At 35.1% G+C, this 12393-nt stretch carries 11 protein-coding genes; 2 read left to right on the forward strand and 9 right to left on the reverse strand.

The genetic code is table 11. From position 1 onward, the window contains the following. Positions 1 to 169 precede the first annotated feature (169 nt). Both leuB and ACAM30_RS18370 read right to left on the reverse strand, forming a co-directional pair. Positions 170 to 1288, reverse strand: a complete 1119-nt coding sequence (gene leuB, locus ACAM30_RS18365) for a 3-isopropylmalate dehydrogenase (protein WP_369616017.1) — start codon at positions 1286 to 1288, stop codon at positions 170 to 172. Positions 1289 to 1336: 48 nt separating this feature from the next. Then, positions 1337 to 2512, reverse strand: coding sequence for a 2-isopropylmalate synthase (locus ACAM30_RS18370; protein WP_369616018.1), 1176 nt, complete (start codon positions 2510 to 2512; stop codon positions 1337 to 1339). Between the two features lie 155 nt (positions 2513 to 2667). Between ACAM30_RS18370 and ACAM30_RS18375 the strand changes: the two genes are divergently transcribed. Continuing rightward, a complete protein-coding gene (locus ACAM30_RS18375) occupies positions 2668 to 4212 on the forward strand; it encodes a hypothetical protein (RefSeq protein WP_369616019.1) in 1545 nt (514 codons plus the stop codon). A gap of 134 nt (positions 4213 to 4346) precedes the next feature. On the opposite strand, the gene ACAM30_RS18380 is transcribed toward ACAM30_RS18375, so the two are convergent. Beyond that, positions 4347 to 6002: a M1 family metallopeptidase gene (locus tag ACAM30_RS18380; RefSeq protein ID WP_369616020.1), complete on the reverse strand. Its 1656-nt coding sequence runs from the start codon at positions 6000 to 6002 to the stop codon at positions 4347 to 4349. 179 nt (positions 6003 to 6181) lie between these two features. Between ACAM30_RS18380 and ACAM30_RS18385 the strand changes: the two genes are divergently transcribed. Beyond that, on the forward strand, positions 6182 to 6880 hold the full coding sequence (locus ACAM30_RS18385; protein ID WP_369616021.1) for a carbohydrate-binding family 9-like protein: 699 nt from the start codon (positions 6182 to 6184) through the stop codon (positions 6878 to 6880). A 76-nt stretch (positions 6881 to 6956) separates the two neighbouring features. Here ACAM30_RS18385 and hisIE read toward each other — a convergent pair whose 3' ends face one another. From hisIE to hisC, 6 genes are all read right to left on the reverse strand, one after another. Continuing rightward, positions 6957 to 7553, reverse strand: a complete 597-nt coding sequence (gene hisIE / locus ACAM30_RS18390) for a bifunctional phosphoribosyl-AMP cyclohydrolase/phosphoribosyl-ATP diphosphatase HisIE (protein WP_369616022.1) — start codon at positions 7551 to 7553, stop codon at positions 6957 to 6959. Between the two features lie 86 nt (positions 7554 to 7639). After that, the gene (gene hisF / locus ACAM30_RS18395; protein ID WP_369616023.1) at positions 7640 to 8395 is read right to left on the reverse strand and encodes an imidazole glycerol phosphate synthase subunit HisF; all 756 of its coding nucleotides are present in this window, start codon (positions 8393 to 8395) and stop codon (positions 7640 to 7642) included. A 117-nt stretch (positions 8396 to 8512) separates the two neighbouring features. Then, positions 8513 to 9259, reverse strand: coding sequence for a 1-(5-phosphoribosyl)-5-[(5-phosphoribosylamino)methylideneamino]imidazole-4-carboxamide isomerase (hisA, locus tag ACAM30_RS18400; RefSeq protein WP_369616024.1), 747 nt, complete (start codon positions 9257 to 9259; stop codon positions 8513 to 8515). A gap of 78 nt (positions 9260 to 9337) precedes the next feature. Further along, positions 9338 to 9928, reverse strand: a complete 591-nt coding sequence (gene hisH / locus ACAM30_RS18405) for an imidazole glycerol phosphate synthase subunit HisH (RefSeq protein WP_369616025.1) — start codon at positions 9926 to 9928, stop codon at positions 9338 to 9340. Positions 9929 to 9997: 69 nt separating this feature from the next. Continuing rightward, complete coding sequence (gene hisB / locus ACAM30_RS18410; RefSeq protein ID WP_369616026.1) at positions 9998 to 11134, reverse strand: bifunctional histidinol-phosphatase/imidazoleglycerol-phosphate dehydratase HisB; 1137 nt, start codon at positions 11132 to 11134, stop codon at positions 9998 to 10000. Between the two features lie 125 nt (positions 11135 to 11259). Next, on the reverse strand, positions 11260 to 12306 hold the full coding sequence (gene hisC / locus ACAM30_RS18415; RefSeq protein WP_369616027.1) for a histidinol-phosphate transaminase: 1047 nt from the start codon (positions 12304 to 12306) through the stop codon (positions 11260 to 11262). Positions 12307 to 12393: the final 87 nt, after the last annotated feature.

Below are 12393 nucleotides of genomic sequence, written 5' to 3' on the forward strand. Positions count from 1 at the left end.
ATATGTGATAATCACATTTACAATAATGACAGAAATAGTAATAATAATTGAGATTTGCATCTTTCTTTTTTTTAGTGAGACAAAAGTATGAAAACTTAAAGGACTAAAAAAATAAAATCTCAACATTTTACATACTTCTTGTTATTTATTCAACTTTTAACAAAAAATATTAAACAATTGTCGATTGTCCAATATGAACGTTGTCATTATTGAAATAGAGTAAATCGTCTTTACTGAAGATAAAATTAGATACAAAGTCCCCTACTTCGTTTGTACCGAACTTCGAATCCGGTTTTAAATCGACAGTTACTACTTTAAATTCGATTGCTTTTTCGACTGCTTTATAGATCATGGCAGCTTCTTTAAACAGACCAAAATGTTCTAATAACATTGCTGCTGATAAAATAGAAGCAATCGGATTGGCGATGTTTTTTCCTTTCGCCTGAGGGTATGAACCATGGATTGGCTCAAACAAAGCATTCTTCTCTCCTAGAGATGCTGAGGCTAATAAACCAATAGATCCCGTTATTACACTTGCTTCATCTGACAGTATATCTCCGAATAAATTTTCGGTCAAAATCACATCAAATTGTTTTGGATTTAAAATCAACTGCATGGCCGCGTTATCTACAAACAAAAAGTCTAAAGCCACATCAGGATAATTCTGGCTAACTTTCTGAACGACTTTTCTCCATAAACGGGAAGTTTCCAGAACATTGGCTTTATCTACCATCGTTAGTTTTTTACGTCGGTTTTGTGCCGATTTAAAAGCCAAATGTGCAATTCTGGTGATTTCTTCTTCTGAGTATTCGCATAAATCTGAAGCGTGTGTACCTTCCTCATTTAAGGTTTTAGCTCCAAAATATGCACCTCCTGTTAATTCTCTGAAAATAGTAAAATCAGCACCATCGATAATTTCTCTTTTTAACGGAGAAGCATCAATAAGTGATTTATAAGGCTTTATCGGGCGAATGTTAGCAAACAATCCCAGTTCCTTACGCAGTTTCAATAATCCTTGCTCCGGACGTACTTTTGCTGATGGATTATTATCGTATTTAGGATCTCCAATTGCTCCAAACAATACAGCATCTGTGTTTAAACAGAGATTTAATGTCTGTTCTGGTAAAGGATTTCCTGTTTTATCAATGGCAATGGCTCCCATGAGCGCCTCTTCAAAAACAAATTCATGATTGTACACCTCACCAATAGCATGTAAAGCTTTCTTGGCTTGTAAAATTACCTCTGGTCCAATCCCGTCTCCTGGTAAAACTGCTATTTTCAAATTCATAACGTCTCGTTCTTTATGTATTTAAATCCTTTTGTATTTGTTCTCTAATTAGTTTCTGATTAATTCTCCCTGAATTTTTGCTGCTTCGATAATTTGATGAATATCAGTATCCAAAATTTCTTTTTTAATATCAGCGAACTTTAAAAATTCAACGTATACAATATCCAATTGTACTTTGGTAAGTTCGTAACCTACTTTTTTAGCACGGTAAGCCAATGCAGCTCTTCCGCTTCTTGCTGTCAATATAATAGAGGACTCATTTACTCCTACATCCAGCGGGTCCATGATTTCGTAAGTGGCTCTGTTTTTAATTACTCCGTCCTGATGAATTCCTGAACTGTGCGCAAAAGCATTGGCTCCTACGATAGCTTTATTTGGCTGTACAATCATTCCCATGCTTTCAGAAACTAAACGGCTCATTTCGTTTAATTCTTTAGTATTGATGTCTGTATATAGATTTAGGTATGGATGCTGTTTGAAGATCATTACTACTTCTTCTAAGGCTGTATTTCCGGCTCTTTCTCCAATACCATTTATAGTACATTCGATTTGTCTAGCTCCGTTGATGGCACCCGCGATTGAGTTTGCGGTAGCCATTCCTAAATCATTGTGACAGTGACAGGAAAGGGTTACGTTTTCAATTCCTTTTACATTCTCTTTTAGGTATTTGATTTTTGCTCCGTACTCTTCCGGTAAACAATAGCCTGTTGTGTCGGGAATATTTAATACTGTTGCTCCTGATTTAATTACTTCTTCGCAAACTTTTGCGAGAAAGGCATTATCGGTTCTTCCGGCATCTTCAGCATAGAATTCTACATCTTCTACATATGATTTGGCATGTGCTACAGCAAATTTTGCTCTTGCAATGATGTCTTCCGGTGTTGTGTTTAGCTTGTGGAGTATATGAGATTGAGAGGTTCCGATTCCAGTATGGATTCTAGGTTTCTTAGCATGCTTTAAGGCAGCTGCAGCAACATCAATGTCGTTTTTAACGGCTCTGGTTAATCCGCATACGGTTGCATTTTCTACAATTTTACAAATCTCAGAAACCGATAAAAAATCGCCTGGACTTGACACTGGAAAACCTGCTTCGATAATGTCAACTCCCATTTTATCAAGTCGTTCTGCGATAACTAATTTTTGTTTCGTATCTAACTTACATCCCGGGACCTGCTCTCCATCGCGCAAAGTGGTGTCAAAAATTTGAACTTTCTCTCTATTCATATTCATTTATTTAATGTAATTTCACATCTCGATAACAAATATATATTGTACTTTGCCGGCACGAAATTCATTTTAATGAAATTATACTGTTCATAAAACATTTTAAAGCAAGTTAATTAACTAAAAATCAATAAGTTATATTATTATATTTTACAATGGCTAACCATCAAAAAGATTTCTTATTTGTATTAATTAAATCACTTTCTAAATCCGAAAAAAGGCAGTTTAAGATTTTTGCAAGCCGTTTAGAAACGAGTTCGAATACTAAATTCATCGAATTATTTAACATTCTGGATAAGTCTGAAACTTATGATGAAAAGCTGATTCTTAAGAGCGGAATTATTAAAAAGGTTCAGCTATCTAATTTAAAATCATATTTATACAAACAGATTTTAGTGAGTATACGTTTGAATATTCCGAGCCAGAATATTCGTTATCAGCTGCGGGAACAAATTGATTTTGCTGTTATTCTATATAATAAAGGTTTGTACAAGCAGAGTTTGAAGATTCTGGACAAAACAAAACAACTGGCGCTTGAGAATGACGAAAAATATATGGCGTATGAGATTGTAGAATTCGAAAAACTAATCGAATCGCAATACATTACCCGAAGTATTCAAGGCCGCGCTGATGAATTGGTGATTCAGGCGAAAGAGTTGAATTATCGCAACACGATTTCAAGTAAATTATCTAATTTATCGCTGCAGTTGTACGGAATCATGCTGAAAACCGGCTACGTAAAAAGCGATGAAGAGTACAAATACATTGACGATTACTTCAATAAGCATATTTCAAAATTAGACGAAAGTAAGTTTGGTTTTCGGGAAAAATACTGGTTTTATAATGCTAATCTTTGGCGCAGTTTTCTGGTTCAGGACTTCTTAGCGAGTTATAAATATGCTTACAAATGGGTGAGATTGTTCTATGATAATCCGAATATGATTTATCTGAATCCGGTCTTTTTCTTAAAGGGAAATCATTATTTTCTGGAGTCATTGTATATGTTGAAATACAAGTCGAATTTCAAAAAGTATCTGACTCTTTTGGAAGAGACGATTGCTGATCCAAGGTTTCCGGTAAATGATAATATTGCATCGCTTTCTTTTCTGTATGTTTACAATAATAAGTTAAATCTGCACATACTGGAAGGTACTTTTGCTGAAAGTGAATATCTGATTCCGGAGATTCTTCAGAAAATAAAACTTCATAGCGAACATCTTGATGAGCATCACGAGATGTTGTTTTATTATAAAATTGCCTCTATTTATTTTGGTACTGAAAAGTACAATGAATCGATTAATTATTTAGATAAGATCATCAATAATAAAAATTTGTCGATGCGTGAAGATTTAATGTGTTTTGCGAGACTTTTATCACTGATTGCGCATTACGAATTGGGCAAAGATTATTATCTGGAAAATCATTTGAAGAACACGTATAAGTTTCTCTTAAAAATGAATGATTTACATGAAGTTCAGAAAGAGATTATCAAGTTTATGAGAAACCTGAATAACTTCTACCCTGCTGATATTAAGAAGGAATTTATCAAAATGAGGGCTCGTTTTATTGAACTGGAGAAAAATACTTATGAGAAAAGGGCCTTTTTATACCTTGATATTATTTCGTGGCTGGAAAGTAAAATCGACAACAGAAAAATAGCGGATATTATTAAAGAGAAGGCAAAATTGAATAGTCGATAGCAATTAGAAAATTAGATAATTAGAAAATGTGATGGTGGACTAATTATCTAAATTAAGATTTTAAAAAATTATAAACCCGACAGATTTTAAAAATCTGTCGGGTTTGTTTATAGCAACGGACCCGTTTAGTTTCGTTATTCTATAATATTAGAAGTCGTTACATAGAAATCTTTATCTACTTCTACTTTACGTGATTCATCAGTAGTTTTTTCTGATTGCCACTCGGTTGTTGGTTTTAACCATGTTTCAACACCATTTAATTTTACTCGTATTGGCATATCGAATTTAGAAACACAATTGGTCCAGTGGTAACCGAAAGTTCCATTTTTAAACATATACTCAAAAACCGGAATCTTGGTTGTGGTTAAATATTGAGCATATACTCTATTAAAATTAATTCCGGATTGTGTATTGATGTAATCCTCAATTTGCTTGCTGGTCACAGTTTGGTGATAAAAAGTCTTATTTAAACCTCTTAAAATGGATTTCCACTTGGCATCATCGTTTATAATCTGACGCATCATGTGCAGCATGTTGGCTCCTTTTGGATACATATCACCTGAACCTTCGTTGTTCACATCATAATGACCAATAATTGGTTTATCGTTCTGGATTCCTTTACGACATCCAATTACATACTCTGCCCCGGCATCTTTTCCGTAATAGTATTCCAGGAAAAGGCTTTCAGAATAATTAGTAAAGCTTTCGTGGATCCACATATCTGCGATGTCTTTGTAAGTAATATTGTTAGCAAACCATTCGTGGCCAGATTCATGGATGATGATAAAATCAAATTTCAATCCCCAGCCTGTTCCGCTTAAATCACGTCCTAAATAACCATTTTTATAACCATTTCCGTAAGTCACGCTGCTTTGATGTTCCATTCCTAAGTAAGGCACTTCAACCAGCTTATAACTGTCTTCGTAAAATGGGTAAGGTCCAAACCAGTTTTCAAAAGCTTTTAGCATTTTTGGCACGTCTTTGAATTGTTCTTTGGCCAAAGCAAGATTGTCTCTTAATACATAATAGTTACAATCTAAATCTCCTTTTTCACCTTTGTATACCTCTGAGAAATTAACATAATCTCCGATATTAATGTTTACACCATAGTTGTTGATTGGGTTTGAAACATACCAATTAAAGGTTTTAGTTCCATCTTTCTCTTTTTTGACGCTTTTTAATCTTCCGTTTGAAACTTCAGTAAGATCTCCGGGAACGTTTACACTAATCAACATGTTTTCGACTTCATCGTACATATGATCTTTGTTTGGCCACCAAACACTTGCTCCCAATCCCTGACAGGATGAAGCGATAAAATCTTTACCATTTTTGTCCTTTTTCCAGCTGATTCCTCCATCCCAGGGTGCCTTTACAGCTTCTCTTGGTTTTCCTGTAAAACTTACTACTACTTCTTTGGTATCGCCCACTTTTTGTTTTTCAGTCAGGGTAATGAAAAAAGCATTTCCATCTCTCTTAAACTGCAATTCTTTCCCATCCTGTGTAACTTTCGTAATCTGCATAGGTTCCTGCAAATCAATCTGCATTTTATCGTATGGAGTTAAAACAGTATAACGGATGGTATTAGAACCTGAAATTGTTCGCTCTTTTGGACTCACTTTTATGTCAAGATGATAGTATTTTAAATCCCACCAGGCTCTTTCTTTTGTGATGCTTCCGCGTAAAGTGTCCTGATGTGTAAAAATAGTTTCAGACTTATTTAGAAGTCCTTGTGCATTGGCAGTAAAGCCAAATAGAAAGGCGATACAAACGCCACTGAAGTATTTTTTCATATGAAACAGATATTTTCTTTTAATCGAAATTAAGAAGGCTTTTTGAGCCGTTTACACTTCAACAAATGTAAACATTCGAATCAAGTTTTAACTGATTTTATAGGGAGGATTCTAAAAATTAATGTTAAAAATCATTTATTCTTCTGTATTTTAGCAAATCAAATTCCTATACACGATTTATGAGAATTCTTAAAATTGCTATCCTGCTCTGTTTGATGTGCTCGATCACAACGTATTCGCAAAACATTTTTATTCCAAGAACTATTCAAAAAGTTACTATTGATGGTGATTTATCAGATTGGAAAGCTTCTTTTCTTGGGCCGTTTGTGATTCATGATTCGGGAAGAAAAGCAACTCAGGATACGTATGTTTCTTTTGCATGGGATAATGATAATCTGTATATAGCCTATCGTTCGATTGATTCTAAAATTATTGGAAAGGCGCAGCAAAAAGACACTGAAATTTTTAATACTGATGATTTGGTTGAAATTTTTATAGATCCGGACGGTAATGGCGAAAACTATCTCGAAATTGGAGTCAATGCCTACTCTTCTTATTATGATTTACTGCTTAAATGCATCTCACCAGCCTGTGGCGGATGGAATATGAGTATTGCATTTGATGCTTTGGGATTGGAAACGCAAAGCAAATTAACGAACGAAGGATTCGATACCGAAATTAAAATTCCTTTCTCAAGTCTGAACACGATTAAAAACGGTAATTTTTCAACACCAAAAGTGGGAACTAAATGGCGAGGAAATGCTTTTAGAATTGATTACGGTAATATCACTGAATATCTTGCTTTACAGGCTTATAAAAGTTCCAGATTTGGTTTTCATCAACCACAGGAATTTGCTGTTTTTGAGTTTGCGGAGTAACTGCCTGTTCATTTGTTTCAAGTTTCAGGTTACTGCACAGAACTTGAAACTTGAAACCTGAAACCTGTAACCTTTTTTACTTCTGACGTTTTTTCAGAACATCGACAACATCATTAAGCTGATAACCTTTGGCTTGTAATAAGATAAGATAGTGAAAAAGCAAATCAGCGCTTTCGCTAAGAAATAAATCATCATTATCATCTTTAGCTTCGATGACCACTTCAACAGCTTCTTCGCCTACTTTTTGAGCAATTTTGTTGATTCCTTTTTCGAATAGAGAAGCCACATAACTTTTTTCTGAATCAGCATTTTCTCTACGAGTTTTGATGGTGTTTTCTAAGGAGGAAAGAAAGCCGTAATTCTCTTTGTTTTCTTCCTGCCAGCAGGTGTCTGCTCCGGTGTGACAGGTTGGTCCAACAGGATTTGCCTGAATCAAAAGTGTATCTCCGTCGCAGTCATTTTTGATGCTTACCAGATTTAAAAAGTTACCACTCTCCTCACCTTTCGTCCAAAGTCTTTGTTTGGATCGACTGAAAAAAGTAACTTTTTGAGTTTCTATTGTTTTTTGAAGTGATTCTTCGTTCATATAGCCCAGCATCAGCACATTCTTGGTTTCTGCATCCTGAATGATTGCCGGAATTAACCCGTGTGCACTTTTTATATCTACGTTCATTGTGATTTTATATTTTTGAGTTCAGATTTTAGATTAATCTCCAGACCCAGATTATTGGAATTTGGAATTTAAAAATTGGAATTTCTTTAAATTCTAACTTCTATGTTGTTGTTTTTCAATTCTTGTTTTAAGGTTTTGATTTCGATTTCTTTAAAGTGAAATACGCTTGCGGCCAATGCTGCATCGGCTTTTCCTTCTTTAAATGAATCTACAAAATGCTGTATTGTACCGGCACCGCCTGAGGCAATTATCGGAATATTAACAAGTTCCGAAAGTTTAGCAAGTGCCTCATTCGCAAATCCGTTTTTAGTTCCGTCATTGTCCATCGAGGTAAATAGTATCTCTCCTGCTCCACGTGCTGCCACTTCAATTGCCCAATCGAATAAGTTAAGCTGGGTTGGGACTTTTCCTCCCACCAAATGTACAATCCATTGTCCGTTAATTTGTTTGGCATCTATAGCAACGACCACACACTGACTTCCGAATTTCTGAGCCAGATCATTAATCAACTGTGGATTTTTGACAGCCGAGGAATTGATCGAAACTTTATCAGCACCATTATTCAGTAAAATTTCAACATCTTCAACGCTTGAAATTCCACCACCGACAGTGAATGGAATATTAATTTTCTCCGCTACACTTCTTACCATATTTACAAGTGTTTTACGACGCTCTTCAGTGGCTGAAATATCCAGAAAAACCAATTCATCGGCACCTTCTGCGGAATAGATTTCTGCCAATTCAACCGGATCTCCCGCATCGCGAAGATCAACAAAGTTAACTCCTTTTACGGTTCTACCGTTTTTTATATCCAAACAGGGTATGATTCTTTTTGCTAACATTTCTTTAATGTGTTAATTGATGAGTGTGAGATGTGAGATGTAAAATGTAAAATGTGAATTGTAGATTGAATGTTCTTATATCTTACAAATAACATTTTGCATATCACATTTCACCTTTTACATTTTGCCAATAATATAATTTTCCAACTGTTTCAAAGAAATTCTTCCTTCATAAATCGCTTTTCCAATGATTGTTCCTTCACAACCAAGTTCGGCTAGTTTAGGTAATTCGTCGAAGGTTGAAATTCCTCCGGAGGCAATTAACTTAATCTGGACTCCGCTCGATTTGACATTACAATTTTCTAAAATTTTGCCATAAAGACTAAAACTTGGACCTTCCAGCATTCCATCCTTTGCAATATCGGTACAAATAACGTACTGAATGCCTTTGTTTTGATAGTCCTGAATGAACGGAATCAAATCTTCTTCGGAGTTTTCCAACCAGCCCGAAACGGCAATTTTTTCGTCTTTGGCGTCGGCACCCAGTATAATCTTCTCGGAACCATATTGAGAGATCCATTTTTGGAATATTTCTTTATTTTTTACGGCAATACTTCCACCTGTAATTTGGTTCGCTCCACTTTCAAAAGCAATTCTTAAATCATCATCTGATTTTAAACCCCCTCCAAAATCAATTTGCAGACTGGTTTGTGTCGCAATTTGCTCTAAGATTTTATAGTTGACAATTTTACTTGATTTGGCTCCGTCTAAATCGACTAAATGCAGATACTCAATGCCATGCGCTTCGAATGATTTTGCTACTTCCAGCGGATTTTCATTGTAAATTATTTTAGTATTGTAATCGCCTTTTGATAAGCGAACACATTTTCCGTCGATGATGTCTATGGCTGGTATTATTCTCATTTTGATTTGTGATTGTGGATTAACGATTTTCGATTTCTGATTTTTTTGATACTGATATTTCAAATTGGAATTTGGGATTTACGAAATTGGAATTTTTAGAAAATTATTAAGTATCTTTTCGCCGATATCACCACTCTTTTCTGGGTGAAATTGTGTTCCATAAAAATTATTCTTTTGTAATGCCGATGCGTATTCTACATCATAGTTTGTTGTTGCGATCGTATATTTGCAATTTGGTGCGTAGAAACTGTGAACCAAATACATAAATTCATTCTCGGCAATGTCTTTAAACAGATCCGATTTTAGATCGTAAATCTGATTCCACCCCATTTGCGGTACTTTTACATTAGACGAAAATTTTATGACATCTACGTCAAAAATCCCTAAACCTTTTGTGTTTCCTTCTTCCGTTGTATTACACATTAACTGCATACCAAGGCAGATTCCTAAAACGGGCTGTTTTAAGTTCGGAATCAAACGATCCAAACCGCTTTCTTTCAATTTTCCCATTGCTGAACTTGCTTCCCCTACTCCCGGAAAAATTACTTTGTCGGCTTTTTGAATTTCATCAGGATTATTGCTCAAAACAGCTTTAAAACCGAGTCTTTCTACTGCAAACATGATGCTTTGAATATTTCCTGCACCGTAGTTTATAATTACTATTTTCATTAATAAAAGCTTTATGCTGTAAGCCTTAAGCTCTAAGCTTATTGCCTATTGCTTATAGCTTATAGCGTTTTACAACATTCCTTTGGTCGAAGGCAAAATCATTTTCTCTGTATCTCTTTTCACGGCCACTTTTATCGCTTTTGCGAAAGCTTTAAAGATAGCCTCGATTTTGTGATGTTCGTTAGTTCCTTCAGCTTTGATGTTGATGTTTGCTTTTGCGCCATCTGAGAATGATTTAAAGAAGTGAAAAAACATTTCTGTTGGCATTTTACCTACCATTTCGCGTTTGAATTCAGTTTCCCAAACCAGCCAGTTCCTTCCACCAAAATCAATTGCGACCTGTGCCAGACAGTCGTCCATCGGAAGACAGAAACCATAACGCTCAATTCCCAGTTTGTTTCCAAGGGCTTTAGCGAAAACTTCTCCCAAGGCAATTGCAGTGTCTTCAATAGTGTGGTGTTCATCTACTTCCAAATCACCTTTGACCAATATTTCTAAATCCATTTGTCCGTGACGGGAAATTTGATCTAACATGTGGTCAAAAAAGGCAATTCCGGTTTCTATTTTACTTTTTCCGGTGCCATCCAGATTTAAATTGATAAAAATATCTGTTTCATTTGTTTTACGTGTAATCGAGGCCGAACGCCCTTCCAGTTTTAAAAACTCGTAGATCGTTTTCCATCTCATGGTTTGAAGAACAATAGTTTCATTTAATTCTTCACGTTTAGAAGAAATTTCATTGCTCCCAATTCCATCATTATCATTGATAAAAATAGCCTTCGCTCCCAGATTTTTAGCTAATTCAACATCGGTCAAACGATCTCCTAAAACAAAAGAATTTTCTAAATCATATTCGGGATTATTGATATATTGCGTCAGCATTCCCGTTCTTGGCTTTCTGGTTGGTGCATTATCCTCCGGAAAAGATCTGTCGATGAAAATAGCGTCAAATTTAATTCCTTCATTCTCAAAAGCTTTTAAGATGAAATTTTGTGTTGGCCAAAAAGTGTTTTCCGGAAAACTATCTGTTCCCAGGCCGTCCTGATTGGTAACCATTACCAATTCGTAATCTAACTCGTTGGCAATTTTAGCTAGGTATTGAAAGGCTTTTGGATAAAATTCTACTTTTTCTAAAGCATCTAATTGGTAATTTTCAGGTTCTAAAACAATCGTTCCGTCACGATCGATAAAAAGTACTTTTTTCATAGTTTGTTTTTTTATTCTGCCACAGATTAAAAAGATTATGATGATTTTTTGTTAGCCACGAATTACACAAATTTCACTAATTTAATTCGTTCAGGTTCGTGGCGAAAAGTTTTGTGGTTAAACTTTTACTTCAATAGTTTTAATTCTTTAATTAGAACAGCATTTTCTTCCGGAATCCCAATCGTCAAACGAAGGCAATTTTCGCATAAAGGCTGACTGGTTCTGTTTCGGATTACGATTCCTTTTTCAATTAACTGATCGTATCTTTTATTGGCATTATCAACTTTTACCAAAACAAAATTGGCTTCCGTTGGGTATACTTTTTCTACAAAACTGACCTCAAGTAAAACTATAATTAATTCTTCTCTTTGTTCAATTATTGAAGCTATTTCGTTCTCTATTTTTTCGGGGTCATTTAAACGATTTATGGCTCTTTGCTGGGTTAATTCATTTACATTATAAGGAGGTTTTATTTTATTCAGAACCGAAATCACAGCTTCGGAAGCATAGCAAATTCCTAATCGGATTCCGGCTAGTCCGTAGGCTTTTGAAAGCGTTTGCGTGATGATTAAATTTGGATATTCATCAAGTTCCGTCAGCCAGCTTTCCTTCTTTGAAAAGTCAATATAAGCTTCGTCAATGACTACCAGACCTTTAAAGTTTTGAAGCAATTTTACAACGCTCTCGTCTGAGAATGAATTTCCGGTAGGATTGTTTGGAGAGCATAAAAAGATAATTTTAGTCGAATCGTCAACAGCATCTAAAATTTGATCCACTTGTGGCTGAAAATCGGATGAAAGTAAAACTTCTCTGTTTTCGACTGCATTAATATCTGCCAGAACGCTGTACATTCCATAAGTTGGCGGAAGCGAAATAATATTATCTGTTTTAGGTTCACAGAACGCTCTGAAAAGTAAATCGAGAACTTCGTCACTTCCGTTTCCTAATAATATCTGACTTGGTTTTACCTTATTGTTCTTTGCTAAAATGGCTTTAACCGAAAGCTGCTGTGGGTCGGGATAACGATTTACTCCATTCTGAAATGGATTTTCATTCGCATCCAGAAAAATCATCTCGGCAATGTCAAAATCTTCAAACTCGTCACGTGCTGATGAATATGGCTTTAGAGATTTTACATTCTCTCTTGTTATGGTGTTTATATCGAATTTCATTTTTTTTGTTTTTTTCTAGAGTATAGAATAAAGAATAAAGAGAATAGACTTCTTGTCTCATTTGTGACTATTGTACTTTTACTATTA

Source organism: Flavobacterium sp. CFS9 (genome assembly GCF_041154745.1).
Classification (GTDB): Bacteria; Bacteroidota; Bacteroidia; order Flavobacteriales; family Flavobacteriaceae; genus Flavobacterium.

Excerpts from the sequence above, each read along its gene's own strand:
- leuB (WP_369616017.1), bottom strand. The coding sequence starts at position 1,288 with ATGAATTTGAAAATAGCAGTTTTACCAGGAGACGGGATTGGACCAGAG.
- ACAM30_RS18370 (WP_369616018.1), bottom strand. The coding sequence starts at position 2,512 with ATGAATAGAGAGAAAGTTCAAATTTTTGACACCACTTTGCGCGATGGA.
- ACAM30_RS18375 (WP_369616019.1), top strand. The coding sequence starts at position 2,668 with ATGGCTAACCATCAAAAAGATTTCTTATTTGTATTAATTAAATCACTT.
- ACAM30_RS18380 (WP_369616020.1), bottom strand. The coding sequence starts at position 6,002 with ATGAAAAAATACTTCAGTGGCGTTTGTATCGCCTTTCTATTTGGCTTT.
- ACAM30_RS18385 (WP_369616021.1), top strand. The coding sequence starts at position 6,182 with ATGAGAATTCTTAAAATTGCTATCCTGCTCTGTTTGATGTGCTCGATC.
- hisIE (WP_369616022.1), bottom strand. The coding sequence starts at position 7,553 with ATGAACGTAGATATAAAAAGTGCACACGGGTTAATTCCGGCAATCATT.
- hisF (WP_369616023.1), bottom strand. The coding sequence starts at position 8,395 with ATGTTAGCAAAAAGAATCATACCCTGTTTGGATATAAAAAACGGTAGA.
- hisA (WP_369616024.1), bottom strand. The coding sequence starts at position 9,259 with ATGAGAATAATACCAGCCATAGACATCATCGACGGAAAATGTGTTCGC.
- hisH (WP_369616025.1), bottom strand. The coding sequence starts at position 9,928 with ATGAAAATAGTAATTATAAACTACGGTGCAGGAAATATTCAAAGCATC.
- hisB (WP_369616026.1), bottom strand. The coding sequence starts at position 11,134 with ATGAAAAAAGTACTTTTTATCGATCGTGACGGAACGATTGTTTTAGAA.
- hisC (WP_369616027.1), bottom strand. The coding sequence starts at position 12,306 with ATGAAATTCGATATAAACACCATAACAAGAGAGAATGTAAAATCTCTA.